Raw genomic sequence first — 25,982 nt, 5'->3', positions numbered from 1 at the left:
GGCCAGCATCGCCGACACCCGCTCGGCCGGGTAGGACGGGTCCAGCGGAACGTAGGCCGCGCCCGCCTTCCACACACCCAGCAACACCGCCACCAAGTCCGGGCCACGGTCGAGCTGGACACCCACCGCCGACTCCGGCCCCACACCCAAACTCTGGAGATGACGCGCGAAACGATTCGCCCGCCCATCCAACTCCGCATAAGTGAGGCAACCTTCGTCCCAGACGACGGCGGTCGCGTCGGGAGTACGTGACACCTGCTCCTCGAACAGGTCGCGCACCGACACCGGCGGCACCGCCGCCGACGTCCGGTTCCACTCCGCCACGAGCAGTTCGCGCTCGCCCTCGGGCAGGTAGACGGCCTGGGCGTCGCCGTCCGGGTCGGCGGCCATCGACTCCAGGACCGCCCGGTACATGGCCGCGAGGCGGTCGGCGTTCTCGCGGGTGAGGTTCGGGGTGTTGCAGGACAGGATGAGGTACCCGACCCGCGCGGAGACCGCGAACGCGAACTCGGTGGGGCTCTCGTCGATGCTGGCGAGGTAGTCGATGAGGTCGGTATCGACCTGGTGGAAGTCCTGGTAGCTGAAGCTGGTCTCGATGAGCCGGTCACCGCCGGCGAGCCGCTGGATCTCGGGCATGGGGAAGCGGCGGTGCGGCCACAGCTCGACCTCGCGGGCGAACACCTGCCGCAGCAGGTCCCGCCAGGTGCGGGCGCCGCGCTCGTGCGCGAACGGCAGCGTGTTGAGGTACATCCCGTACACGCGGTCGGCGCCGGTGACCTCCGGGCGCGCGTTGCAGACGAGACCGGTGAAGAACGAGTCCTCGGCGGTCAGCGTGCTCAGCACCTTCAGGTGCGCCGAGAGCAGGACGCTCTTGAGCGACACCTCCGTCCGGCGGGCGAGGGCGCGCAGGTCCTCCACGAGGTCGTAGAACATGACGGGGACGACGTAGCCGTCGCGGGGCGCGTCCGGGCCCTCACCCCAGTTCCGGGGCCAGGGGAACGCGGCGTGGTCGCGGACGATGTCCCTCCAGTAGGAGCGGTCCTCGTCCGACTGGAGCGCCTGCCGTTCGGCGGCGATGAAGTCGGCGTACCGCACCGGCGGTGCGTCGTGCGGCTCGGGTTCGCCACCGTCGCGGATCCGCCGGTAGGCGTCCAGGAGTTCCATCAGCAGCGTGTGATGGCTCCAGCCCTCCAGGATCGGGTGGCACTCGGTGGTCGAGAGCCACCACACGTCGTTGTCACAGACGTAGGCGAACAGCCGCAGCAGCGGCGGCGCGCCGAGGTCGAACAGGTCGGCGCGGTTGCGGGCGGTGTAGTCGTGCAGCGCCTCCCGCTGCTCCTCCTCGTCCCGGCCGCGCAGGTCCGCCATGCCGACCGGCATCTCGGCCTCGGCGTGGACGAGCTGGAGGGGTTCGGAGTAGGAGTCCAGGTCGAACGAGGTCCGCAGCACCTCGTGCCGGTCCACGACGAGGGCGACGGCCCGCCGGAAGGCGTCCAGGTCGAACGGCGCGTCGTCGCGGATCCGGAAGGACGTCACGTTGTGGTACTTGTTCGCGCCGTCCCCGGCCAGCATCTCGACGATCATGCCGAGCTGCACGCGCGACAGCGGGTAGGCGTCGGCGACGCCGTCCGGGAGGGCCGCCCGGTCCGCCGCGGAGATCTGCTCGAACGGCGCGACCGCGGCCGCGGGCGCGGCGCCGCCGGCCGCGTCCTCGGGCAGGTCGGCGAGGGCCTCGCACAGCGCGGCGACGGTGCGGTGGTCGAAGACGTCGCGGACGGTGACGGCGAAACCGGCCTCCTTCAGCGCGCCGACGAGCGCGACCGCGCGGATCGAGTCTCCGCCGAGGTCGAAGAACCCGTCGTGCACCCCGACGCCGTCCACGCCGAGCACGTCCGCCCAGATCGCGGCGACCCGCTCCTCGACCGGGGTGCGCGGCGCCGCGAACTCCCGCCCCGATCCGAGCGCGGCGCGGTCCGGTGCGGGCAGCGCCGCACGGTCCACCTTCCCGTTGGACGTCAGCGGGACCGCGCCGATCGGCACGTAGGCGGCGGGCACCATGTAGTCGGGCAGCGCCGCCCCGCAGTGCGCGTCGAGGTCGGCGCGGGACGGCAGGTCGCCGGCGGCCGGCACGCAGTAGGCGACCAGCCGGGCGCCGCCGTCGCCCGCACCGCCGCCTCCGCCCTCACCCGCGCCGTCGACCAGGACGACCGCGTCCCGCAGTCCGGGGTGGCGGGCCAGCACCGAGCGGATCTCGCCCGGCTCGATCCGGTAGCCGCGGATCTTGACCTGGTCGTCGACGCGGCCGGCGAACTCCACGTCGCCGGCGGCCGTGGCGCGGCCGAGGTCGCCGGTGCGGTACAGCCGCGCGCCGGGCGGCCCGAACGGGTCGGGGACGTAGCGGTCGGCGGTCAGGTCCGGGCGGTTCACGTAGCCGCGGGTGACGCCGGCGCCGCCGATGTAGATCTCGCCGACCACCCCGGCGGGCACCGGCTGCATCAGCGCGTCCAGCACGTACATCGTCGTCCCGGGGATGGGGACGCCGATCGAGACCAGTTCGGCGCGGGTGCCGCCGGCGACCTCCAGCCCAGAGTTGCCGACGGTGATCTCGGTCGGGCCGTACTCGGCGGCGAGCCGGGTGCCGTCCGGGCCCGCCAGCTCCCGCCACCGGTCGGCGAGCCGGGCGGTGAACGCGTCGCCCGCCGCGATCGCCAGGCCCGCGAGCCCCGCCAGCCGCCCGGCGTCCAGCTGCTCGGCGAGCAGCGCGAGGTGGCCGGGGGTGACCTTGACGAACGCGTACGGGGCCCGCTCCGCGAGCAGGTCCCCCAGGTCGGTGATCTCGAACTCCTGCGGCAGCAGGTGCACGGGCTGCCCGGCCATGAGCGGCGTGTAGAGGTCGGGGACGCCGAGGTCGAACGCGATCGAGGAGAACAGCGGTGCCCCGCCCGTCCCCGCCGACGCGTACGCGGTGAGCGTCCAGTCGAGGTAGCCCGCGAGGCCGCGGTGCGGGACGAGCACGCCCTTGGGGCGGCCGGTGGAGCCCGAGGTGTAGATGACGTAGGCGAGGGTGTCGAGGTCGGCCGCGGGCTCGACCGGCTCGTCGGCGGACGCGCCGTCCAGTCCGCCGCCGTCCACCAGGAGGCGGTCGCCGCTGTAGGCGGCGTCCAGGAGGGGTTCGTGCCGGGTCTCGGTCACGACCAGGCGCACGCCGGTGTCGCCGAGGATGTAGCCGAGCCGCTCGGCCGGGTAGGACGGGTCGAGCGGCACGTAGGCGCCGCCGGCCCGCCAGATCCCGAGCAGGCAGGCCACCAGGTCCGGGCCGCGGTCCAGCAGGACCCCGACGAGGGTCTCGGCGCCCACGCCGAGGCTCCGCAGCCGCCGCGCGAACAGGTCGGCCCGCGCGTCCAGCTCCGCGAACGACGTCTCGGCGCCCCGGGTCGTGACGGCGACGGCGTCCGGGGTCCGGGCCGCCCATTCGGCGATCACCTGCTGGACGGGACGCGGCGGCGCGGCCGGCTCCGGCCCGGCACCGGCGGCGAGCAGCCCGTCGCGCTCGGCGGCCGGCAGCAGGTCGACGGCCGAGGCCCGCGCGTCCGGGTCGGCGACGACGTTCTCCAGCAGCCGGACCAGGTGCCCGGTGAGCCGCCGCGCGGTCGCCGCGTCGAACAGCGCCGTCGCGTACTCCAGGCGGCCGCTCATGCCGCCGTCCGGCCCCGCCTCGATCTGCAGCGTCAGGTCGAAGCGGGCGGTGCGGGACGCCGCCTCGACCGGCACGGCCTCGACCCCCGGCAGGTCGAGCAGCGCGGCGCGCGGCTCCACCAGGTCGAACACGACCTGGAACAGCGGGGTGCGGGACTGGTCGCGGTCCGGACGCAGCTCGTCCACCAGGCGGGCGAAGGGGACGTCCCGGTGGTCGAAGGCGTCCAGCGTCAGCGCGCGGCCCCGCGCCAGCAGCTCGGCGAACGTCGGATCGTCGTCCCAGCGGGCCCGCAGCACCAGGCTGTTGATGCCGTAGCCGATGAGCCGCTGCAGCTCGGGCCGCTCGCGCCCGGACACGGCCGTGCCGACGGCGACGTCCGTCGTCCCGCTGTAGCGGGCGAGCAGGAGCTGGAAGCCGGTGAGCAGCACCACGAACGGGGTCACGCCGTGCCGCGCCGCCAGCTCGCACACCCCTTCGGCGAGGCCCGCCGGGAGGTCGAACGCGACGAGCGCGCCCGCGCGGTCCCGGACGGCCGAACGCGGCCGGTCGGTCGGCAGTTCGAGGGGGTTCAGGCCCGCCAGCCGGTCCCGCCAGTACCCGAGGTGCCGCTCCAGCGTCTGCCCCGACATCCGGCCCCGCTCCCACGCGGCGAAGTCGGCGTACTGGACGGGGAGCGGTTCGAACGACGGCTCGCGGCCCGCGGTGAACGCCCGGTACGCCGTGCTCAGCTCCGCGCCGAGCACGCCGGTCGACCAGGCGTCGCAGGCGATGTGGTGGAACACCAGGACCAGCAGGTGGTCGTCGGCGGCGAGCCGCACCAGCCGGGCGCGGGCCGGCCACTGGCGCTCCAAGTCGAACCCGGTGGCCGCCTCCCGCTCGGCCAGCGCGAACGCCTCGTCCCACCGCGCGTCCGCGGGGACGGAGGCGAGGTCGGTCAGCGGCACGTCGGCGGGCCCGGCCGGATCGATCACCTGGACGGGCTCGTCACCGGCCATGGCGTAGCGGGTGCGCAGCACCTCGTGCCGCCCGACGACCGTGTTCCAGGCGCGGGCGAACGCCGGGACGTCCAGCGGGCCGCGCAGCCGCAGCACCATCGGGACGAGGTATTCGGTGCCGTCCGGATCGAGCCGGTCGAGGAACCACATCTGCTGCTGCCCGAACGACAGCGGCAGCCGCCCCGAGCGGTCCGCCGGCGGGATCGCCCGGCGGCCGCCGCCCCGCCCCCGGCCTTCGAGCCGCCTGCGCAGCTCCGCCCGGCGCTGCGCGGAGTCCGACGTCACGATCTCGCCCGTGCTCATGCCTCTCCCTCGATGTCGGCCCTGACCTGCTCCTCGATCGCCGCGGCCTGGCCGGCGACGGTCGGCCGCTCGAAGATCGTCCGGACCCGCAGCTCGACCTCGAACGCCTCCTGCAGCGCGGAGATCAACCGGATGGCCAGGATCGAGTTCCCGCCGATCTTGAAGAAGTCGTGGTGGACGCCCACCCGGGCGCCCAGCACTTCCGTCCACAGCTCCGCGACCCGCTCCTCGACGACGTTGCGCGGCTCCGCGAACCCGGCCCCGGCCGGGTCCGCCTCCGGGTCGGGCAGCGCGGTGCGGTCGAGCTTGCCGTTGGCGTTGAGCGGGATTTCTTGCAGCCGGATGAAGACGGCGGGGACCATGTAGTCCGGGAGGTGCCGCGCGCAGTACGCGGCGAGGTCGGGGACGTCCTGGACGGCGGTGTAGTACCCGACCAGCCGTTCATCGCCGGCGACGACGGCCGCGTCGTGGACGGCGTCGTGCCCGGCCAGCACGGCGCGGACCTCGCCCGGCTCGACCCGGTACCCGCGGATCTTGACCTGGTCATCGACCCGCCCGACGAACTCCACATTCCCGTCCGGCGCGCGGCGCACCAGATCACCCGTGCGGTACAGGCGCGCCCCGGGCGGGCCGAACGGGTCGGGGACGAACCGGTCGGCGGTCAGATCCGGGCGCCCCGCATACCCGCGCGCCACCCCCGCACCACCGACGTACAGCTCACCGACCACACCCAGCGGGGCAGGACGCATGGTCGCGTCCAGCACGTACATGGTCATGTTCGGCAGCGGCAACCCGATCGGCACCACCTCCCCCTCGCCGTCACGCGGAACCGGGAAGGTACAGGTGCCCACGGTCGCCTCGGTCGGCCCGTACTCGTTGACCACCGGACCGGTGAACCCCAGCCCACGGACCCGCTCCACCGTCCGCCAGTGCAGCGGCTCCCCCGCCACCAGCAGCATCCCGGCCAGCCCCGACGCATCGGCCAACCGCTCGGTCACCACATCCAGCTGACCCGGCGTCAACTTCAAGAAACTGAACGGGCCCGCCTGGGCCAGCGCCCCACCGAGGTCGGCCAGATCCAGATCCTGCGGAAAGATCCGCACCGGCTGACCGCAGACCAACGGGGCCCACAGGTTCGGCACCGGCAGGTCGAACGCGACCGACGAGAACAACGCCCCGCCACCAGACCCGCGCGAGACCAGCTCATCGGCCGCCCACCGCACATGGTTCACCAAACCCCGGTGAGTCACCTGGACGCCCTTGGGACGACCGGTCGAACCAGAAGTGAAGATGACATACGCCAAGCCGTCGAGGTCCACCGCCACATCCAGCGGGCCATCATCAAGCCCGGCCAGTGACTCCCAATCCACCGACGTCACCATCGACTCGGCGCCGGCATCGGCCAGCATCACCGATACCCGCCCCGCCGGATACGACGGGTCCAAGGGAACGTAGGCCGCGCCCGCCTTCCACACACCCAGCAACACCACCACCAGATCCGGGCCACGGTCCAACTGCACACCCACCGCCGACTCCGGCCCCACACCCAAGCTCTGGAGATGACGCGCGAAACGATTCGCCCGCCCATCCAACTCCGCATAGGTGAGGCAACCTTCGTCCCAGACGACGGCGGTCGCGTCGGGAGTACGTGACACCTGCTCCTCGAACAACCCGCACACCGACACCGGCGGCACCACCGCCGACGTCCGGTTCCAACCCGACACCAGCAGTTCGCGCTCGTCGGCGGTGAGGAAATCGACGTCGTCCACCCCGGCGTCGGGGTCGGTGGTGACGGCGTCGAGCAGGCGCACGAAGTGCCGAGCGAGCCGCTCCACCGTGGCGGCGTCGAACAGCGCGGTGGCGTACTCGAAGGCGCCGACCATGGAGCCGTCCGGGCGGCGCCGCATGAAGAGGGTGACGTCGGTCTTCGCGACGTGCCAGCTCTGCTGGTAGGTGTCGAGGTCGGTCAGGTCGGCGCCGCCGCTGGTCAGCCGCTCGTCGTGCAGGTCGAAGGCGACCTGGTAGAGCGGCGTGCGGGACAGGTCGCGCTCGGGCTGCAGCTCGTCCACCAGGTGTTCGAACGGGAGTTCCTGGTGGGTGAAGGCGGCCAGGCAGGTGGCTCGGGTGCGGGCCAGGACGTCGCGGAAGGACGGGCCGCCCGCCAGGTCGCAGCGCAGCACCAGCGAGTTGAGGAAGAACCCGGCGACGTCCTGTACCTCGGGCACGCTCCGCCCGGCGACGGGCGTGCCGATCGTGACGTCCCGCTGCCCCGCGTACCGGCCCATCAGGACGGAGAAGGCCGCCAGCAGCGTCATGAACGGCGTGGTTCCGGCGGACCGGCCGAGCGAGTCGAGGGCGCCGGCGAGCGGCGCCGGCACGGTGAAGGACACGACGGCGCCGTGCGCGTCGCGCTCGGCGGGGCGCGGCCGGTCGGTCGGGAGCCGCAGCGGCGTGAGACCGGCGAGCGCCGTCCGCCAGAACGCCAGCGCGCGTTCGAGCCGTCCGGGTGTCAGCCAGTCGCGCTGCCAGGCGGCGAAGTCCGCGTACTGCACGGCGGGCTGGGCCGGTTCCGGGGTGCGTCCCGCCGCGCGGGCGGCGCACAGTTCCCGCACGTCGCGTTCCAGCAGCGCCGCCGACCAGCCGTCGCAGGCGATGTGGTGGATCGTCAGCAGCAGCAGCGGCGGTTCCCCGTCGGGCCGTGCCAGCACCGCGCGCCACACCGGGCCCGCCTCCAGGTCGAGGCCCCGCTCGAACTCGGTCCGGAAGATCTTGGCGAGGCCGGCCCGGTCGGTGTCGAGGACGGTCAGGTCGGGGTCGACGCGCGCGTCGACGATCTGCCGCGGTTCGCCCGCCTCCTCGGTGTAGCGGGTCCGCAGGATCTCGTGCCGGTCGGCGAGGTCGGCCAGGGCCCGGCGGACGGTGTCCGGGCCGGTGCCCCGGTCGAGCCGGACGAAGACCGGGGCGAGCCATTCGGCGCTGCCGGGCCGCATCCGGTCCAGGAACCACAGCCTGCGCTGCCCGAACGAGACGGGCAGGGTGCCCGCGGCGGGGCGCGGCACGGGCCGCACCGGCGGCGGCTGCTCCCCGGCGCCGCCGAGCAGCCGGGCCTGCTCGGCGACGGTCGGGGCGCCGAACAGGCCGCGCAGCCGGTCCCGGCCGCCGAGCGCGGTCCGCAGCCGGCCGGCGAGCCGGGTGAGCATCAGGGAGGTGCCGCCGAGCTGGAAGAAGTCGTCGTGCGCGCCGACCCGGTCGACCTTCAGCAGCTCGGCCCACAGCTGCGCGATCAGTTCCTCGACGGGATCGCGGGGAGCGGTGTAGGGCGGGCGGCCGGGGTGGCCGGCCAGGTCGGGGACGGGCAGCGCGGCCCGGTCCACCTTGCCGTTCGCGGTCAGCGGGAGCGCGTCCATCCGGACGAGCACCGACGGGACGAACGGCTCGGGCAGGCGATCGCGCAGATACCCGCGCAGCATGTCCGCGGACGTGCCGTCCGCGCCGGCGACGTAGCCGACGAGGCGGTCGGTGCCGTCGGGCGCGGGCGCCGTGTCCACCACAGCGCCCCGCACCCCCGGATGGGCCAGCAGCGCCGACTCGACCTCGCCGGGCTCGATCCGGACACCGTTGATCTTGACTTGGCGGTCGAGGCGGCCGAGGTACTCCAGCGTCCCGCCGGGACTCCACCGCACCCGGTCGCCGGTCCGGTAGAGGCGGGACCCCGGCGGCCCGTACGGGTCGGGCACGAAGCGCGCGGCCGTCAGGTCGGCCCGGCCGAGGTAGCCGCGGGCGAGGCCGGGGCCGCCCGCGCACAGCTCGCCGGGCAGGCCGGGCGGCACGGGCGAGCCGTCCGGGTCGAGCACCACGACGCGGGTGCCGTCGATCGGGCGGCCGATCGGCACCGGCCCGGTCTCCTGCGCGGGATCGAACCGGTGCGCGGTCACGTCGATCGAGCATTCGGTGGGGCCGTAGGTGTTCCAGATCTCCACGTCCGGGACGAGCCGGCGGAACTCCTGGCACAGCTCGGCGTGCAGGGGCTCCCCGGCGGAGAACAGCAGCCGCAGCGAGCGGCACTCCGCCCAGCCCGGTTCGCGGACGAGCATCCGCAGCACAGACGGGACGACCTGCAGCACGGTGATCCCGTGCCGCGCGACCGCCTCGACCATGGCGGCCGTGTCGCGCTCGGCGCCGACGGGCGCCATGACGACGGTTCCGCCGCCGGTCAGCGGGCCGAAGAACTCCCAGCAGGCCGCGTCGAAGCCGAGCGACGTCTTCTGCAGCACCCGGTCCCGCTCGCCCAGGCCGTGGGTGCGGACCGTCCAGGCCACCCGGTTCGCGATGCCCTCGTGGGTGATCACGACGCCCTTGGGGGTGCCGGTCGAGCCCGAGGTGAACACGACGTACGCGGCGTCGGCGGGGCCCGGTCCGCCGTCCGGCGGGGTGCCGGGCTGCTCCGCGAGCATCGGCTCGGCGTCGGCGCACACCGCCTCGGCGCCGGTCCCGGCGAGGTCGCCGGCGAGCGCCCGCTGCGTCACGACCGGCGGGCCGCCGGTCGCGGCGAGGATCCGGCGCAGCCGCTCGGCGGGGTGCCCGGGGTCGAGCGGGACGTACGCGGCGCCCGCCCGCCACACGCCGAGCAGCGCGACGGCCAGCTCGGTGCCGCGGTGCATGCGGACGCCGACCAGGGATCCGGGTCCGGCGCCGCGGGCGCGCAGCAGGTGCGCGAGCCGGTTGGCGCGGCGGTCGAGGTCGGCGTAGCCGAGGCGGTCGCGGCCGGCGACGACCGCGACCGCCTCCGGCGACCGCTCGGCCCGCCGGGCGACCATGTCGGGAAGCAGGCGCTCGGTCATGGGTCAGCCCGCGCTCTGCCCGGCCATGCGGCGGCGCAGGCTCAGCGGGCGCAGGTCCGTCCAGATCCCGGCGATGTGCGCCAGGCACTCCTCGCGGGTCCCCTCGGTGCCCTCGGCGTGCCAGCCCGCGGGCAGCGGCCGGTCGGCCCACCACACCGAGTACTGCTCCTCGTCGTTGCGCACCACGCGGTGGCGGACGTCGTTCTGCTGCTGGTCAGCCACGTGAGCTCCAGTCGTTCGTCGCGGTCTGCCGCGGCCGGTGCCGGTCCGCGGGGGCGGCGGCCCCGTCCACGGGGTCGTCCTTCCAGAGGTGGAACACCTCGCCGAAACGGGCGCGCACCCAGTCGTCGGAGTAGACGGTGCCGAGGTAGCGGTCACCGCCGTCGGGGAAGATCAGGACGCAGGTGGCGCCCGGTTCCAGTTCGGGGGCGAGCCTGGCCAGGGCGGCGACGGTCGCGCCGGACGAGCCGCCCGCGAGGATCGCCTCCCGGCCGATGAGCCGCCGGCAGCCCGCGACGCACTCCAGGTCCGCCACGTGCACGACCCGGTCCGCGAGCTCGGGCGCGGCGAGCGCGGGCCGGATCGAGGCGCCGTGCCCGGGGATCAGCCGGGGCGCGGGCGCGCCGCCGAACAGGACGCTGCCGACGGCGTCCACGCCGACGACGGTGGTGTCCATGCCGTGCGCCCGGATGTAGGCGGCGCAGCCGCGCAGCGTCCCGAAGGTGCTGGTGGCGCAGAACAGGTAGTCGACCCCGCCGTCCAGCGCGTCGGCGATCTCGCCCATGGTGCGCTCGTGCGCCCGGGGGTTCAGCGGGTTGGAGTACTGGTCCGGCCAGAACGCGTGCGGGGTGCCTTCGACGATCTCGCGGACCCGCGCCAGGCGGACGGGCAGGTACTCGCCGGACTCGGGGTCGGGTTCGGTGACGACCTCGACCTCGGCCTGGTAGGCGCGCAGGATCGCCAGGTTCTGCTCGGTGGTCTTCGCGTCCACCACGCAGATGAACCGCAGCCCGAGGTACCGGCAGATCTGCGCGATGCCGATCGCCAGGTTCCCCGAGCTGGACTCCACCACCACCGACCGGCCCGGCACCAGCTCGCCGGAGCGGAGCCCGCCGAGCAGCAGGCTGAGCGCGGACCGGTCCTTGATGCTGCCGCCCGGGTTGAACCGTTCGAGCTTGGCGAAGACCCGTCCGGGGAAGCCGGGCAGCAGCTTCGCCAGCTCGACGAGCGGCGTGCCGCCGATCGTCGAGAGCACTCCCGCCGCCGTCATGTCGTCCACGACATCCCTTTCCGGTATTTCCGCGCGTTCGAACATCCGATTCGCGTGCCCTGTTCTTCCATGGTGCGAAGTCCCGCTATACGGCAGCTATATGTGCGCCTATACGAGCGTCAGGCCAGGACGTTGCCGTTCCCGGCGCGCAGGGCGCGGGAGCGCCGGTGGTCGAGGTGGACGAACGTGCGGTACAGCCACCGGTCGTTGCCGTCGTAGCGGGGCGTGAAGGCGGTCCGGCCGTGGATCGTCAGCCGGTTGTCGAGCAGCGCCAGCTCGCCCGTCCGCAGCACGAGCGTCCGCGTGACCTCGGCGAACGCGTCCTGCAGCGCCCGCATCGCCGCGCGTGCGCCCTCGTCCTGCGGGTGGGTGCTGAGGAAGTCCACCCGCACGTCCGGGTCGTCCCAGGCGCCGGTCAGCACCGCGTGCGGGACGGCCGCCCCCGCCATGTCCCCGAACGAGGGGGGCGGCTCGGTCACGAACCGCTCCTCCGACAGCACCTTCCGGTCGTCGTCGGACAGCAGCGCCGCCGCCCGGCGGATGGAGCCGACCTGGAGGCCGGCCTGGTCCTCGTGGTCGTTGCGCAGGCAGAACAGCGCGACGAAGTCGGGCCGGTGCGGGTGGAAGGCGTTCTCGATGTGCATCTCCAGCACCTCGGCGCCGGAGTTGCTCTGCGACGCCTCCCGGCCCGGCACCGGCACCACGTTCTGCACCAGCGCGCCGGCCTTCTCGTTCCGGAACGCGATGATCTCCCCGAGGTGCAGGGTGAGCAGCGCCTGCACGGCGGCGGCCGCGGTCGCGGTCCGCTCCACCGACTCCGGGACGGTCGGGGTCGGCGGCAGCGCCGCCGGGTCCACCGGAAGCCCCGACACCAGCAGCAGCCCGTCGGTGCCCGGATCGTTGCGGAAGGCGCGCAGCCGCTCGCGCAGCCGCCGCGGCACCGCGCAGGACAGCGCCCGCGCCCGGTCCACCCACGGACGCTCGTCCACGCGCTGCGGCTCCGTCCCCGCCAGCCGGTCGGCGAGGCCGCGCAGCTCGTCCCGTTCGGCGACGGTGAGCGTCAGCCTTTCCATGTCCCTCGGTGTCATGCCTGGTCCCCGTTCCTTCCATGGCTGTGGTCGCCCGACGGTGCTGTGATCACGGTGCCGTCGCGCCCTGGCCGAGCCGGAGCAGCCCGCGCAGCTCGTCCTCGGTCATCAGGGGGACGGCGCCGATCCGGGCACCGGGATCTTCTGCGGCGGCCCGCGACAGCAGCACGAAATGCTCGCCGAGCCGCTCGATGGTCGTGCTCTCGAACAAGTCGGTGTTGTAGCGCAGCACGGCGGTCAGTGAGTTCGGGCTCTGCCGCAGTTCCACGTTCAGGTCGAGCTGGCCCTCCATGTGCGCGACGTCCACGATCGACAGCCGCAGGCCGCCGTACTCCAGCTCCGCCGACGCGTCGTCCGCCAGCAGGTCCAGCAGCGGTTCCCGGTTGCCGGCGGCCACCATCGTGACGGCGATCTGGAAGACCGGCGGCCGGTCCTCCGCACGCGGGAGGTCCAGGGCCTTCGGCACCAGCGGGAACGGGTAGCGCGCGGCGCCGAGCGCGTCCCGCAGCTGCCGCCGCGCGGACGCCACCGCCTGCGCGAACGTCGTGCCGGGCGGAAACGCGGCGCGCAGCGCGACCGTGTTGACGAGGTAGCCGACGACGTCGCGCATCGCGCCGCCGAACCGGGTGGCGACCGGGCAGCCGAGCACGAACTCCGGCTGCCCCCCGTACCGGTGGAGCAGCGCCTCGAAGATCCCGAGGAGCTGGACGAACGGGGTGACGCCCGCCTGCTCGGCGCGCTCGCGCAGCCGCCGGTCGAGGCCGGCCGGGAAGGTCACCCGGTGGGTCGCGCCGCCGAAGGTCTGCCGGGCGGGCCGCGGCCGGTCGGCGGGCAGCTCGGCGGCCGGCACCCCGGCGCACAGCCGCGCCCAGCGCGCCTCCAGCTCCGCTCGGCGCGGCGAGGCCAGCATCCGCCGCTCGGCCGCCACATGGTCGTCGAACGAGGCCGCGAGCGGCCGCCAGGCCGGGCCTCCGGACCCGGCCAGCCCCCGGTAGGCGTCCAGGAGGTCGCGCATGATCAGCCACTGGGAGGTGCGGTCGGACACGATGTGGTGCGCGACGACGGCCAGCACCGCGTCGTCCGGGGCGCGGCGCAGCAGCACCACCCGCAGCGGCGCCTGCGCGGTCAGCCGGAACGGCTCGGCGCCGGCCCGGCGGACCAGGTCGTGCAGCCGCGCGTCGCCGGCGTCCGGGACCTCGCGGACCTCCAGGCCGACCAGGTCCGGCGGGCCGACGACGCGGACCGGCCCCTGCTCCCCCTCGGCGAACGTCGAGTGCAGCACCTCGTGCCGGGCGGCCAGCTCGGCCACCGCCCGCCGCAGGACGGGCACGTCCAGCGGCGCCGACGCGGACGTGCGCACCCGGAAGGCGAGCGTGATGTTGTAGGCGGCGCTGCCGGGTGCCATCCGGTGGACGAACCACATGGCCTCCTGCCCGGCCGAGAGCCCGCGCCGCGTCCCCTCCGGCGGCGTCCCCTCTGCCGGTGTCCGCTCTGCCGGTGTCCCCTCTGCCGGTGTCCCGTCCATCAGCGGTGCCCCAGCTCCCCGAGCAGGAAGGCGGTGATGGCGTTCACCGTGGGGTGGTCCCAGCCGAGCGTGGGCTCGACTTCGAGGCCGAACTCGTCCTCGACGTCCCCGCACAGGTTCAGCGCGTAGACGGAGTCGAGCCCGAGCTCCACGATCTGGGCGTCGGGGTCGACGGTGTCGGGGGCGCGCTCGGCGTAGAAGGCGACCCGCTCGATCAGCCATTCGCGGATGGCCCGCTCCGAGGGGACGGTGCTTGCGTCCGGCATTGCCGCTGCTCCTCTCACCCGGCGAGGCGCCGGGCGTACAGGTCGAAGGTCAGGTGGTCGTCGAACCGGGCGGACAGCTCGGCGGTCAGCCGCGCCTCGATGTCCGCGGGGACCCGCTCGCGGCGGCCGAGGCGCGCCTCCAGCCGGGCGAGCGCGCCGACGAGCCAGTCCGGTTCGGCGCGGAAACCGGTGCCGTTGCGCCGCACGCCGATGCACGCCGCGGCGGCGAGCAGCACGATGTAGCGCTCGCAGAGGTCGAAGGCGGCGCGGCTCGCGAGGACGGTCCGGTCCCGCGCGGGCAGGTCCCGGCAGCGCCGCCGCAGCCGGGCCAGCTCGGCGGCCAGGCGGGCGGCGGACGCGGCGACGCGCGGATCGGCGTCGTCCGCCGCGACCGCGAGCATCGCCGACAGCCCGTCCGCGCCCCGCGCGTTGATCGCGAGCCGGCCGAAGTCCAGCGGCGGCAGCCCGGCGCCGAGGTCGAACAGCGCGTCCGGCGGCGGCTCGGCGCGCGGCCAGCCGCGCGCCGCCAGCCGCGGCAGCTGCGGGATGATCGTCGCCTGGCAGACCGCCGCGTTGGCGTGCGCGAACGTCACCAGCGGCAGGTCCCGCATCATCTTCTCGAAGATCGCGTAGGGGCCCTCGCGCAGGTAGGAGCGGGCGCCCACCAGCACCGACAGGTCGTAGGACGCCTCCCGCAGGATCTTGGGCACCAGGTACTTCACCGCCGCCGTCAGCACGCTGGTCTCCGCCGGGCACAGGTGCAGCGCGCGGGCCCCGACGGTCGACAGGGCGTCGCAGACCAGCAGGTCGAGGAAGGCGCCCGCGAGCGCCGACCGCGCGTTCGGCAGGTCGGCCACCGTCCCCCCGTACAGGACGCGGCGCCCGGCGAAGGACAGGGCCGTGCGGAGCTGGGTGTCCAGCGCGCCGACGACCACCCCGGGCAGCACCGCCCGCGTGACCTGGAACGCCTTGAGGACGGTCTCCATGGCCCCGCCGCGCTCGCCGAGCAGGGCGTCGCCGGGCACCGGGCAGCCGGCGAACTCGATCCCGCCGAGCAGGCAGCCGCGCACGCCCGCGGTCGGGAAGCGCGGCAGGTACCTCCGGCGGCCGGCGGGCAGCGCGGTCATGTCCACCAGCAGGTGGGAGTGGCTGCGGCTGCCCGGCCCGTCGCCGGTGCGGGCGAACAGCACGACGGCGTCGGCGCGTTCGGCGTTGTTGACGAGTTCCTTGCGCCCGTCCACCACGAATCCCGGCGCGGCCGGGAGCGCGGTCAGTTCGTTGCGGGTGAAGTCGTTGCCGTGCCGGAGTTCGGTGTAGGCGGCCGCCGCCCGGCGGTTGCCCAGCAGCAGGCGGGCGAGCCACGCGCGCTGCCCCGCGTCCCCGGACGCCCAGACGGGCGCGGCGGCGACGAAGTTGGTGATGCCGTAGCCCAGCCCGAGCGTGACGTCGCGGCGGAACACGGCGCGGACGGTCTCGGCCAGCCGGTCGGCCCGCTCGAACCGCCCGCCGAGCGAACGCGGCACGAACTCGGCGTTCAGGCCGCAGGCGTCGAGCATCTCCTCGCCCGCGGCGAGGATCTCGCCCCGCTCGTCGGCGGCCACGACCGCCGCGTGGCCCAGCGGGTTCGCCGGGTCGAGCGGATCGCCGAGGCGGGCCTCGAGCCCGGCCGGGCCGGTCTGGTCGGCCCGGTCGGCTCGGTCGGCCGGGGCCGCGATCGCGTGCGTCATGGCCGCTCCTCGGGCAGTCGGCAGGGCAGCGGGGAGAACAGGAACCCGCCGCGGTACTGGGCCAGCAGTTCGGGCAGCAGCCGGTCGTAGACCGCGCCGCCGTCGCCGCCGTCGCCGCCGTCCTCGCCCGGCGGGCCGGGACGCAGCGCGCCGAGCACGCGGGTCAGGCAGGCCTCCAGCCAGAGGGCGCCGTCCCACAGCCCGGCCGTCCGCTCCGCGCCGCCCGCCCGCTCCCGGTTGTGCAGCCAGAACCGCACGCACGCGGCGCCGGTGACGCACAGCACGTACTCGCGGGCCAGGTCGAACGCCGCCGCCGGGACGGCACGGGCGGTGGGGCGGTGAGCGGCCATCCGCGCGTGCACGTCGGCGGCCGCCGCGCAGAGCCGCCGTGCCGCGTCCGCCACGGCCGGGGGCGTGCCGGCGGGCAGCGCGGCGACCACCGCCGGCAGGCCCTGCAGGAGCGAGCACCCGGTGCGGGAGAGGAGCCCGAGGCGGTCCGGGTCGAACTCCGGGGGCGGCTGCGCCACGTCCGCCGCGGCGGCCACGGCGGTCTCGTCCGCGCGGCCCTCGGCGAACATGCGCGCCAGCACCGGGAAATGGTTGATCACCGCGTTGAGGTTGACGAGCGTGTTGCCGTCGAAGATGCCGACGATGCGGTGGTCCCGTTCGACCTTCTGGAACAGGCCGTGGACGTCGTCGGTCGCGAGGAACGCCCGCGCGCCCATGGTCTGCCCCAGGTTCGCGATCAGCGCGTCGACGCTCGTCGGCACGTGGTATTTGACGACCGCCGACAGCACGCTCAGCTCACCGGGAAGGGCGTGGATCGCGCGCGTCGCCACCAGGCTCAGCACTTCCGCGATCAGCAGGTCGGTGTAGGCCGTCGTGAGGGTGCGCGCCGCATGCGGGAGGTCGACCAGGCGGCGCCCGTACAACGCGTGCCCGAGGGCGAAGCCGGTGCACAGCCGCAGCGCGCGGTCGGCGGCGCCGAGCGACAGCGCGGCGACCAGGGTCCGGGTGAGCTGGAGCCCCTTCAGGACGGTCTCGACGCCGCCGCCGGGCGCGCCGAGCAGGTCCCCGGCGCCCGCCGCCGCGCCGTCGAAGCCGATGCCGCTGATGTCGGCGCCGCGCACCCCGTGCGTCCGGACCTTCGGCAGGCACCGGTAGCCGTCCGGGCCGAGCCTGCGCTTGTCCATCAGCAGCAGGCTGAAGCCGCGCGGCCCGCCGGCCGGGTCGGTGCGGGCGAGCAGGCACACGACGTCGGACCGGGTGGCGTTGTTGATCAGCCATTTCTCGCCGGTGACCCGGTAGCCGCCGTCCGCCGGGACGGCGGTGACCTCGCCCGCCAGCAGGTCGCTGCCGTGCGCCCGCTCGGTCAGCGCCCAGGACACGACGCCGCCGCCGAGCACCTCGGCGGCGACCCGCCGGGCCTGGTCCGGCCCGGCGCCGACCCAGGCCGAGACACCGCCGAGGAACGTCTTGCCGTGCCCGATCGCGACGGTCAGGTCGCGGCGCGCCATCAGCCGGACGACCTGGAGCGTGTCCTCGAACGTGCGGACGGCGCCGCCGAACCTGGCGGGCACGTAGTAGGCGGCGACCCCCGCCTCGTCCAGCTCCCGGCAGATCGCGGCGGGGAACTCGGCGCGCCGGTCGAGCTCGGCGCAGCGGGCGAGGGAGAAGGCGCGCGCCGCGTCGCCGGGGTCGCCGAAGCGCCGCTCCAGACGCTCGGTCAGCGCGTAGGGCGCGTAGGGCGGATGGCTCATGCCGGGTTCCTCACGGGCTCGGGGGCGCGGTACCGGTCGCGGACCGCGCCGTCCAGCTCCTCGTGGACGGTGCGCAGCGCGCCGCCGAGGAACCGCTCCCGGACGGCCAGCCGCCGGATCTTCCCGCTGGTGGTCCGGCTCACCTGGCCCACGCGGACGAGCACGAAGCCCGCGACGCGGACGCCCAGCCGGGTCGACAGCGCGGTCCTGGCCCTGCGCGCCAGCGCGGGGAGCTCCGCCGCGTCCCGTCCCCGGGCCCGGACCTCCTGCACGACGACGATCTCCTCGTGCGGCGCGGGCACCGCGAACGCGCAGCCGGGCAGGCCGGCGAACGCCTCGTCCAGGGCCCCGGCCTCCCGCTCGATGTCGTGCGGGTACAGGTTGCGGCCGTGCACGATGAGCATCTCCTTGAGCCGGCCGGTGATGTACAGCTCCGGTCCCTGCCGGACGCCCAGGTCGCCGGTGCGCAGGAAGCCGCGCTCGCCGGCGGCCGTGGCGGCGCCGAAGACGCGGGCGGTCTCCCCGGGCCGCTTCCAGTAGCCCAGTGCGACGCTCTCCCCGCGGATCCAGACTTCGCCGACCCGCCCGTCGGGCAGCACCCGTGCGGTGGCCGGGTCGACGATCCGCACGTCCAGGACCCGGACGTGGCCGCTGCTCACCAGGCTCGTACCGCCGGGAGCCGGCACGAACTCGTCCCGGGCGAGCGCCTCGGCGTCGACCCGGGTGACGACGGGGGCCTCCGCCGCGGGCGCCCCGCAGACGTAGAGGGTCGCCTCGGCCAGCCCGTAGCCGGGCAGGAACGCCTCGGGCGCGAACCCGGACGGGGCGAAGCGCTCGGTGAACCGGCGCAGCGTCTCGGCGGCGACGGGCTCGGCCCCGTCGCAGGCGTAGCGCCAGCGGGACAGGTCCAGCCCGGCCGCCTCCTCCGCCGTGACGCGGCGCGCGCACAGCTCGTAGGCGAAGTCGGGTGCGCAGCTGACCTGCGCCCCGGTGTCGTCCACGAGCTGCGGCCAGGTCCGGGGGCGTTTGAGGAAGTCGGTCGGCGGCATCAGCGCCGCCGTGCCGCCGAGGTAGAGCGGCATCAGCAGCATGGCGATGAGGCCCATGTCGTGGTAGACGGGCAGCCAGCTGCAGAAGCCGGTGTCCCGGTCCCAGCCGTGGCTGCGCCGCATGAGCTCCAGGTTGTGGACGAGGTTGGCCCGCGACACCATCACGCCCTTGGGCTCGCTGGTCGAACCGGACGTGTACTGGAGGAACGCCAGGTCGCCTCGGCCGTTCGCCGGGGGGTGCCACTCGTCCGGATCCGCCGCCCGCGCGGTCTCGATCGCGAGCGCGTCCAGCCGGGCGAGACCCCCGTCGGCGAGGCGTGCGCGGACGTCGGGCAGCGCGGACGCCTCGGTGAGGACCAGCGACGGCCGGGCGTCGGCCGCGACCACTCCGGTCCGGTCGATCTGGTGCGCGGACCGGGCGGGGGCGGGCACCGGCACCGGGACGAGCCCCGCGTACTGGCAGCCGAGGAACGCCGCCGCGAAGCCGGTCCCCGGCGGGAAGGGCAGCAGCACCCGGTCCCCCGGAAGGCAGTGCTCCCGGAGCGCGACGGCGGTGGCCCGCGCCGAGCGGTCCAGATCCCCGTAGGACAGGACCTCCTCCGTCCGGCGCTCGCCGGCGCCCCGGAAGAAGCGGACGGCGGCCGCCGCCGGGTCCCGGTCGGCGTGGCGCGAGACCACGGTCATCAGATCAGCGGAATCAGGCACGCCGGACCCGGGCCTCCCAACGGTCTCTGGCTCGTCTCGATGAGCGATTCGGTGAGCGTTTCGATGGTCCGATCGTCACGGCCGCCGCTATACCTGGGCTATATGCGGCCTATGTCAGCCGCAGCCTCCGGCGTGGCCGTCGTCGAACGCGGCGGGACGCACGGACGCGGCACACGGCGCGGCGATCGGCGCGGCGACCGGCCCGGCGACCGGCGCGGCAGCCGACGCGGCGACCGACGCGGCGAAGGCGGCCAGCCGGTCCACGCCCCAGAACTTCTCGAACCCGTTGACGAAGAACGGCACCCCGAAGACGCCGTCCTCGTAGATCTCCAGCAGCGCCCGCGCGCCCTCGGCGCGCACGTCCGGGTCGTCCACCGCGCCCGTCAGCTCGGCCGGGTCCAGCCCGAGACCGTCGCCGATGCGCGCGACGGTCGCCGGGTCGCAGATGTCGCGGCCCTCCTCCCAGCGCGCCCGGTAGGCGGCCGCGACGAACTCCGCGCCCCGGCCACGCCGGCGGGCGACGAGGTGGGCCAGGTGCGGCACCTCCCACCAGGGCTCCCGGTCCACCGGCCAGCCGATCGCGAGCCCGCGCTCGGCCGCCAGGCGCCGGACGTCCTGGAGGATGTAGAGGTGCTTGGCCCGCGACATCGGCGTGTAGGGGAACTCCCCGCCCGCCTCGGCGAGCAGCTTCAGGCTCGGCTCGTCCGGCTCCCAGAACGGCGCCCACTCCACCCGCGCGGCCAGGTCCGCGTACCGGCCGAGCAGGTCGCGGTAGGCCAGCCACGAGTAGGGGCTGCGCAGGTTGAAGTAGAAGCGCGGCGGACGGTCCCGGCGGCTCACAGCGCCATCCCCCCGTCGGCCTGGAACACCTGGCCGGTGATGTAGGAGGCGCGGTCGGAGACGAGGAACGCGACGAGGTCCGCGACCTCGCCGGCCCGCCCGAACCTGCCGAGCGAGATCCGGCCGAGCATCTCCGCCGTCAGCTTCTCCGGGAGCCCGGCGGTCATGTCGGTCTCGATGAAGCCGGGGGCCACGGTGTTCGCCCGGATCCCGTGCGGGCCGGCCTCCTTGGCGAGCGCCTTGGTGAACCCGATGATGCCCGCCTTGGCGGCCGAGTAGTTCGTCTGCCCCGCGTTGCCCGCCACGCCCGCGACCGACGAGACGGTGACGACGGCGCCGGCCTTGCGCTTCAGCATCGGGAAGAGCGCCGCCCGGCACACGTTGTAGGTGCCGCCGAGGTTGGTGCGCAGCACCGCGTCCCAGTCCTCGTCGCGCATCAGCACGAGCGGCCGGTCGGCGGTGATCCCGGCGACGCCGACCAGCGCGGCGACCGGGCCGAGTTCGTCCTCCACGGCGCCGGTGAACGCCTTCACCGCTGGACGGTCGGTGACGTCGACCCGGCGGGCGAGCACCCGGGCGCCCTGCTCGCGCGCCTCCTTCGCGACCAGCTCGGCCGCCTCCCGGCTGCTGTGGTAGCAGAACGCGACGTCGTACCCGGCCTCGGCCAGCCGGTGCACGACCGCGCGGCCGATGCCCCGGGAGCCGCCGGTGACCAGTGCGACGGGGCGTGCCGTGTCCGTCACGGCGTCCTCCTTCACTTGGGGTTCCCCTTTCACGCGACCGGCTCGGGCGCCGGCCCGAGCACGTCGATGGGGCGCAGCGCGACCACGAAGTGGCCGACGGACATGGCGGGGGCGCCGTCCACGGTGGTCGCGCCCGCGAGGATGGCGGTGTCCGCGACCGCCCTGACCATCCGCACCTCGTGCCGCAGCACGTCGCCCGGATGGACGGGACGCTCGAAGCGGACGTCGTTGATCGCCCCGGCCAGCTCGACCTTCCCGGCGAGCACGTCCGGGTTGGGCTGCTCCCAGACCGACAGCAGCACGGCCGCCTGCGCCCACGACTCGATCAGCAGGGACGCGGGGTAGGCGTGGTCGGCGTCGTCCGCGACGGCGGCGTAGCAGGGCTCCGCCGCCGTCACCGCCTTCAGCGCGGTGAGCCGGGCGCCGGGTTCGACCGACAGCACCCGGTCCACCAGCAGGATCGGGTGGCGGTGCGGGATGATCCGCTTGATCGCGGCGACGCCGATCATCCGGCCGTCCCCCTCCGGTAGCGGAGGGTGATGTCGGCGGCGGGACCGCGGCCGGTGGCCGCCTTGGCCGTGCACCGCAGGCCCGCCCCGGTGCCGTCGGCGGCCGGGTCGACCGCGACGTCGGCGGAGACGGTGACGGTGACGGTGTCCCCCGGGTACACCGGGGCGAGGAAGCGGCACCGCTCGACCGCCGCCAGCCGCACCGGCGGCCCGTCCGCGCGCAGCGCGGGCAGGGCGCGCGCGGCGCGGTCGGCGTACTCGATCAGCCGGACGCCCGGCAGCACCGGGTAGCCCGGGTAGTGCCCGGGGAACACCGGGTCGCCGGGGTCGACCGGAAACGACGCGGTCGTCACGACACCGCCTTCAGCCGGTCGTCCAGCAGGCCGTAGGTCGCGTCGAGGGTGGTGATGGACTCCAGTTCGGACTCCTCCAGGCGGAGTCCGTACCGCTTCTCCAGCCGGACCATGATCTCCAGCGCCATCAGCGAGTCCACTTCCAGGTCCTTCAGGAAGTGCGCCTCGTCGGTCACCTCGGCGACGGGCAGGTCCAGCACCTCGGCGATCAGGACCCGCAGCTCCTCCTTGTCGAGCCGGTCGGCCATGTCACTCTCCCTTCTCTCGGCCGCCGCCGTCGGCGGCGGGCAGGTCGAACAGCGCGCAGCCGGCCGTGCCCTCGGCACGGTCGACCGAGGTCACCAGGACGGCCCCGGGACGCTCCGGCGCGGCGGCGAGCACGGCGGCGAGCTGGAAGGCGGCGGACGCGGCGCCGGTGTCGCCGATCGCCTCGCGGCAGTGGACGGCGGCGACGCCGCCGCCGAGGACCTCGTCCAGGGCGGCCCGCTCCTCCTTGCCCTCCGGGCCCTCGGCGTCGGACGGCGCGACGAGCCGCACGTCGGCGGCGGTGCGCCCGGCGCGGTCCAGTGCCCGGCGCACGCACCGGACCATCGCGTCCCGCAGCGGCAGGTCCGGGCCGGCGGCGGCGAACCCGAAGCCGAGCACGGCCGCCAGCGGCGTCCGGCCGCCGCGCGCGGCGTCGGCGGCGCGTTCCAGCAGGAACATCGCGCAGCCCTCGCCGGGCGGCGGGGCCTCGCCGCCGGTCGCGCGCCACTCCAGCCAGGCCCGGCGCGGGGTGAGCTCCTCGGCGGCGCCGCACAGCATGGTCTCGGCGTGCCCGCAGCGCTGCAGCCGGGCGGTGTAGTTGAGCGCCGACAGCCCGGTCAGCGCGCCGGCGGCGACGGTCGCGTTGGGGCCGCGCAGCCCGTGCCAGATGGCGCTCTGCCCGGCCATCCGGTTCATCACGGTGTTGGGGAACAGCGCGGGGTCGACGTGGTAGGGCTTGTCGCCCGTCAGTCCGTCGCGGGTGAAGTCCATGATGCTCTGGACGCTGCCGGAGCCGGTGCCGAGCACCAGCCCGACCCGGTCGGGATCGCCGGTCGGCCCGGGGCCCGCCGACTCCAGCAGGAGCCCGGTGGCGGCGACGGTGAGGGCGGTGACCCGGTCCATGGAGCGGGTGCCCTTCTTGCCGAGGACGTCCGCGGCGGTGAAGTCCGGGACCGTCCCGCCGCACTCGAACGGCCCGATCCCGGCGCCGGCGGCGAACGGCCGCACGCCCGCGCGTCCGCCGCGCAGCCCGGCGGCGAACGCGTCCGCGCCCAGGCCGAAGGCCGAGATCGCCGACCACCCGGAGATCACCAAAGCATCGGCATCCATCGGTGTGCCCTCCTCACTTGTCGTCCGGGGGCCCGGCGGCCCATGCCGTGCCGGGCGCGTACAGCTCCCCGCCGTCGATCCCGATGGTGTTGGCGGTGATCCACGAGGAGTCGGTGCGCGACAGCAGCACCACCGCCTCGGCCACGTCCTCCGGTGTGGTGAGCCGGCCGTGCGGGTTGGCCAGGGCGGCCTCGTCGACGAACTGGGCGTGCTCGGGGATGCGCCGCAGCGCGGGCGTCACGGTCGTCCCGGCGCGCAGCGCGTTGACCGCGATCCGGCGGGGCGCCAGTTCGAGGGCGAGCTGCCGGACGTGCGACTCCAGCGCCGCCTTGGCCGCGCTGACCGCGCCGTAGCTGGGCAGCGCGAGCGTGGTGCCCGAGCTGGTCATCGCGTAGACCTTGGATCCGGGCGGCAGCAGGCCGGCGGCGACGAGGTCCTGCACCCAGTAGACGAGGCTGTGCGCCATGACGTCGAGGGTCATGGCCATCTGCCGCCTGCTGAGGCCCTCGGGGCGGCCGTCCCGCGGCAGGAACGGCACGAGGGAGCCGAACGCCAGCGAGTGGACCAGGACGCGCAGGCCGGCCCCGGCGGTGAGGTCGGCGATGCGGGCCGTCATCTCGGTGCGGGTCCGCTCGGCGGCGGCGTTGACGTTGAAGAAGTGCGCCTCCACACCGTGGCCGCGCAGCTCGTCCACCAGTGCCTCGACCTTGTCCGAATGCGCCGCCGTGTCGAAGTGGACGCCGATGACGTTGCCGCCCTCGCGGGCCAGGCCCAGCGCGATGGCCCGGCCGATGCCGCTGGACGCGCCCAGCACGAGGCACCAGGCGCCCTTGATCGGTATCAGCACGACCGGCTCCCCTCGACACGCGCCAGCGCGAGGTTCCCCTCGGCCGCGGCGGCCACGATGAGCCGCTCCCCGGGCGGCCCGGCCAGCGCTCCGGCCAGCCGCGCCATCGGGGTGAGGCATCCGTTGCCCGCCGGTGTCCGGTGCACGCCGGCCGCGGTCTCGGCCAGCACGCGGCACACCAGGTCGGCGACGGCGGAACCGTCGTCCACGACCTCGGCCGGCAGCGCCGCGCCGTGGCCCAGGTCCTTCACCGCCGCGCGGACGGCCGCGCCGACGCGGTCCCGGCCCTCGGCGTCGCCGAGCAGGCGGGGCGGGGCGAACAGGGTCCGGACCCGGCACGCGCCGCGGCGGCGGGCACCGCGCGCCTCGGCCGCCGGGCGCGGCTCGAAGACCAGGGCGGCGGAGCCCTGCTCGGGCGAGCGGTCCGGCAGGCCGTCCTCGGCCGCCGCCACGAGCAGCGCGTCGCACCGGCCGGCAGCCATGGCCCGCAGCCCCGACTGCACGGCCTCCAGCCCGGCCACGCGGGGCGAGGTGACGGTGAGCGCGAACCCCTTCATGCCGTGGTCGGACGCCAGGCGGTTGCCCAGCACGTTGATCGCGAAGAAGGGGGCGCGGGCCGGGCTCAGGCCGTCGGCGCCCTGGCCGGCGACCGCGCGGTCCATCGCGTCCAGCGTCGGCGCCAGGCCGTTGTTGGTGGCCAGCACGGCGCCCCGGCGCTCCTGCGGGACGGCCGCCGGCCCGGCGCCCGCGCCCGCGTCGGCGTCGGCGAGCGCGTCCCGGGCGGCCGCCAGCAGGTACTGGGCCGTGCGCGGCAGGTACTTGTGGCCGCGGCCGCCGAGCCGGGCCCGGACGTCGAACCAGGTCGCGGGGTCGTCGCCCGCCGCCGGGACGACCACGCCGATCCCGGTCACGACGGCGTCCATGGAGGGGATCACGCCGCCTCCAGCACGATCGAGCAGTTGTTGCCGCCGAAGCCGTAGCCGTTCACCAGGACCCGCCGGCCGGGCCCGGTGAGCCGTTCGGGGCCGGACTGCGGCAGCCACACCGCGCAGTCGGGGTCCTGGTCGTCCAGCGGCACGTTCGGCGGGACCGTCCCGTCCCGCAGCATCAGCACCGCCGCGCACGCCGCGATGGCCGCGGACGCCCCGCCGGTGTGGCCGATCAGCGCCTTCAGGCTGTAGAGCGGGACGCGGTCCAGGCCGGGGCCGATCACCGCCCGCAGCGCGCCCGCCTCCTGGACGTCGTTCAGCCGGGTGCCGGTGCCGTGCGGGATGACGCAGCCCGGCGGGCCGCCGTCCCCGAGCGCCTCCCGCGCGGCCCGCGCGACCTGCGCGCCGCCCGGTTCGGGCGCCGTCGGATGGTGGGCGTCGCAGCTCCAGCCCGCGCCGCCGACCCGCGCGAGCACGGCGGCGCCCCGGGCCTCGGCGCGCGCCCTGGACTCCAGGACGAGCATCCCGGCCCCCTCCCCGAAGATCGTCCCGGCGCGGTGCCGGTCGAACGGCCGGCAGCGGACCGGGTCCACCGCCCCGAGGCGGTTGAAGCAGCCGAGCGCGACGCGGGAGTAGCCGTCGGAGCCGCCCGCGACCGCCAGCTCGGCCTCCCCGGCCCGGATCAGGTCGGCGGCGGCGCTCACCGCGAACGTGCCCGCCGCGCAGGCGTTGGCGACGCTCAGGTTCGGCCCGGTGGCGCCGAGCCGGTCGCCGACCGCCGCCGCCAGCCGGAAGGCGGGATCCCACCCGGCCCCGGTGGCGCCGCGGCCGCGTTCGGCGACCGCCACCTCGCCCATGCAGCTGCCGACCACCACGGCGGCGTCCGGCGCCTCGGCGAGGCCGGCGTCGCGCAGCGCCTCGCCGGCGGCGGCCAGCGCGAACCCGGCCGCACGCCCGGCCGCGCCGCCGCCGTCGCCGTTGTCGTCGCCGTTGTCGTCGCCGGGGACGAGGTGGATGAGCGGCAGCTCCATGCGCGCCAGCGGGTCGGCGGGGCGGTCCGGCGGCCGCGCGGTGGCGGCCGCCATCGCGTCCCACAGTGTCCCGGCCCCGTAGCCGAAGCAGGTCACGGCGCCGACGCCGGTCACCACCGGCTCGCGCCCGGGATCCCCCGTCATCGGC

Annotated in this window: 19 protein-coding genes; all 19 read right to left on the bottom strand. The window is 75.3% G+C overall.

The annotated features are described in order from the left end of the window. The coding region (locus tag ABZ806_RS32045) for an amino acid adenylation domain-containing protein (protein ID WP_500221178.1) at positions 1–4,995 on the bottom strand (4,995 nt) is incomplete at its 3' end. Continuing rightward, positions 4,992–9,836 carry an amino acid adenylation domain-containing protein gene (locus ABZ806_RS32040; RefSeq protein ID WP_500221177.1) on the bottom strand — a complete coding sequence of 1,615 codons (4,845 nt, stop codon included), beginning with the start codon at positions 9,834–9,836 and terminating at the stop codon, positions 4,992–4,994. The genes ABZ806_RS32045 and ABZ806_RS32040, both read right to left, overlap by 4 nt. A 3-nt stretch (positions 9,837–9,839) precedes the next feature. Then, positions 9,840–10,058, bottom strand: a complete 219-nt coding sequence (locus ABZ806_RS32035) for an MbtH family protein (protein ID WP_500221176.1) — start codon at positions 10,056–10,058, stop codon at positions 9,840–9,842. Further along, positions 10,051–11,106, bottom strand: coding sequence for a 2,3-diaminopropionate biosynthesis protein SbnA (gene sbnA / locus ABZ806_RS32030; RefSeq protein WP_500221179.1), 1,056 nt, complete (start codon positions 11,104–11,106; stop codon positions 10,051–10,053). The genes ABZ806_RS32035 and sbnA overlap by 8 nt, the downstream gene beginning before the upstream one ends. Positions 11,107–11,225: 119 nt before the next feature. Beyond that, positions 11,226–12,194 (bottom strand): TauD/TfdA family dioxygenase, encoded by a 969-nt coding sequence (locus tag ABZ806_RS32025; protein ID WP_500221175.1) that lies wholly within the window; start codon positions 12,192–12,194, stop codon positions 11,226–11,228. Positions 12,195–12,243: 49 nt separating this feature from the next. After that, on the bottom strand, positions 12,244–13,719 hold the full coding sequence (locus ABZ806_RS32020) for a condensation domain-containing protein (RefSeq protein WP_500221174.1): 1,476 nt from the start codon (positions 13,717–13,719) through the stop codon (positions 12,244–12,246). Next, the gene (locus ABZ806_RS32015; protein ID WP_500221173.1) at positions 13,719–13,985 is read right to left on the bottom strand and encodes an acyl carrier protein; all 267 of its coding nucleotides are present in this window, start codon (positions 13,983–13,985) and stop codon (positions 13,719–13,721) included. The genes ABZ806_RS32020 and ABZ806_RS32015 overlap by 1 nt, the downstream gene beginning before the upstream one ends. Before the next feature lie 14 nt (positions 13,986–13,999). Then, positions 14,000–15,712, bottom strand: coding sequence for an acyl-CoA dehydrogenase family protein (locus tag ABZ806_RS32010; RefSeq protein WP_500221172.1), 1,713 nt, complete (start codon positions 15,710–15,712; stop codon positions 14,000–14,002). Then, positions 15,709–17,472 (bottom strand): acyl-CoA dehydrogenase family protein, encoded by a 1,764-nt coding sequence (locus ABZ806_RS32005; RefSeq protein WP_500221171.1) that lies wholly within the window; start codon positions 17,470–17,472, stop codon positions 15,709–15,711. Before ABZ806_RS32005 ends, ABZ806_RS32010 begins: the two co-directional genes overlap by 4 nt. Further along, positions 17,469–19,205, bottom strand: coding sequence for a fatty acyl-AMP ligase (locus tag ABZ806_RS32000; RefSeq protein ID WP_500221170.1), 1,737 nt, complete (start codon positions 19,203–19,205; stop codon positions 17,469–17,471). The genes ABZ806_RS32005 and ABZ806_RS32000 overlap by 4 nt, the downstream gene beginning before the upstream one ends. Positions 19,206–19,340: 135 nt before the next feature. Then, complete coding sequence (locus ABZ806_RS31995) at positions 19,341–20,066, bottom strand: 2-hydroxychromene-2-carboxylate isomerase (protein ID WP_500221169.1); 726 nt, start codon at positions 20,064–20,066, stop codon at positions 19,341–19,343. Then, on the bottom strand, positions 20,063–20,809 hold the full coding sequence (fabG, locus tag ABZ806_RS31990) for a 3-oxoacyl-[acyl-carrier-protein] reductase (RefSeq protein ID WP_500221168.1): 747 nt from the start codon (positions 20,807–20,809) through the stop codon (positions 20,063–20,065). The genes ABZ806_RS31995 and fabG overlap by 4 nt, the downstream gene beginning before the upstream one ends. 29 nt (positions 20,810–20,838) lie before the next feature. Beyond that, positions 20,839–21,318, bottom strand: coding sequence for a 3-hydroxyacyl-ACP dehydratase FabZ family protein (locus tag ABZ806_RS31985; RefSeq protein WP_500221167.1), 480 nt, complete (start codon positions 21,316–21,318; stop codon positions 20,839–20,841). Beyond that, a complete protein-coding gene (locus ABZ806_RS31980; protein WP_500221166.1) occupies positions 21,315–21,671 on the bottom strand; it encodes a 3-hydroxyacyl-ACP dehydratase FabZ family protein in 357 nt (118 codons plus the stop codon). The genes ABZ806_RS31985 and ABZ806_RS31980 overlap by 4 nt, the downstream gene beginning before the upstream one ends. Beyond that, the gene (locus ABZ806_RS31975; protein WP_500221165.1) at positions 21,668–21,919 is read right to left on the bottom strand and encodes an acyl carrier protein; all 252 of its coding nucleotides are present in this window, start codon (positions 21,917–21,919) and stop codon (positions 21,668–21,670) included. Before ABZ806_RS31975 ends, ABZ806_RS31980 begins: the two co-directional genes overlap by 4 nt. Before the next feature lies 1 nt (position 21,920). Next, positions 21,921–23,027 carry a beta-ketoacyl synthase N-terminal-like domain-containing protein gene (locus ABZ806_RS31970; protein WP_500221164.1) on the bottom strand — a complete coding sequence of 369 codons (1,107 nt, stop codon included), beginning with the start codon at positions 23,025–23,027 and terminating at the stop codon, positions 21,921–21,923. Positions 23,028–23,040: 13 nt separating this feature from the next. Then, positions 23,041–23,874, bottom strand: coding sequence for an SDR family oxidoreductase (locus tag ABZ806_RS31965; RefSeq protein ID WP_500221163.1), 834 nt, complete (start codon positions 23,872–23,874; stop codon positions 23,041–23,043). Further along, entirely contained in the window at positions 23,868–24,809 is a 942-nt protein-coding gene (locus ABZ806_RS31960) for a beta-ketoacyl synthase N-terminal-like domain-containing protein (protein ID WP_500221162.1), read from the bottom strand. Before ABZ806_RS31960 ends, ABZ806_RS31965 begins: the two co-directional genes overlap by 7 nt. Beyond that, on the bottom strand, positions 24,806–25,978 hold the full coding sequence (locus tag ABZ806_RS31955; protein WP_500221161.1) for a beta-ketoacyl-[acyl-carrier-protein] synthase family protein: 1,173 nt from the start codon (positions 25,976–25,978) through the stop codon (positions 24,806–24,808). Before ABZ806_RS31955 ends, ABZ806_RS31960 begins: the two co-directional genes overlap by 4 nt. Positions 25,979–25,982: the final 4 nt, after the last annotated feature.

The organism is Spirillospora sp. NPDC047418 (assembly GCF_040643275.1).
In the GTDB taxonomy this organism is placed as follows: Bacteria; Actinomycetota; Actinomycetes; order Streptosporangiales; family Streptosporangiaceae; genus Spirillospora.
This window is presented reverse-complemented; position numbering and strand designations above follow the sequence as displayed.

Coding starts and splice junctions, on each gene's coding strand:
- ABZ806_RS32040 (WP_500221177.1), bottom strand. CDS start 9,836: ATGACCGAGCGCCTGCTTCCCGACATGGTCGCCCGGCGGGCCGAGCGG.
- sbnA (WP_500221179.1), bottom strand. CDS start 11,106: ATGACGGCGGCGGGAGTGCTCTCGACGATCGGCGGCACGCCGCTCGTC.
- ABZ806_RS32025 (WP_500221175.1), bottom strand. CDS start 12,194: ATGACACCGAGGGACATGGAAAGGCTGACGCTCACCGTCGCCGAACGG.
- ABZ806_RS32020 (WP_500221174.1), bottom strand. CDS start 13,719: ATGGACGGGACACCGGCAGAGGGGACACCGGCAGAGCGGACACCGGCA.
- ABZ806_RS32015 (WP_500221173.1), bottom strand. CDS start 13,985: ATGCCGGACGCAAGCACCGTCCCCTCGGAGCGGGCCATCCGCGAATGG.
- ABZ806_RS32010 (WP_500221172.1), bottom strand. CDS start 15,712: ATGACGCACGCGATCGCGGCCCCGGCCGACCGAGCCGACCGGGCCGAC.
- ABZ806_RS32005 (WP_500221171.1), bottom strand. CDS start 17,472: ATGAGCCATCCGCCCTACGCGCCCTACGCGCTGACCGAGCGTCTGGAG.
- ABZ806_RS32000 (WP_500221170.1), bottom strand. CDS start 19,205: ATGACCGTGGTCTCGCGCCACGCCGACCGGGACCCGGCGGCGGCCGCC.
- ABZ806_RS31985 (WP_500221167.1), bottom strand. CDS start 21,318: ATGATCGGCGTCGCCGCGATCAAGCGGATCATCCCGCACCGCCACCCG.
- ABZ806_RS31975 (WP_500221165.1), bottom strand. CDS start 21,919: ATGGCCGACCGGCTCGACAAGGAGGAGCTGCGGGTCCTGATCGCCGAG.
- ABZ806_RS31970 (WP_500221164.1), bottom strand. CDS start 23,027: ATGGATGCCGATGCTTTGGTGATCTCCGGGTGGTCGGCGATCTCGGCC.
- ABZ806_RS31955 (WP_500221161.1), bottom strand. CDS start 25,978: ATGACGGGGGATCCCGGGCGCGAGCCGGTGGTGACCGGCGTCGGCGCC.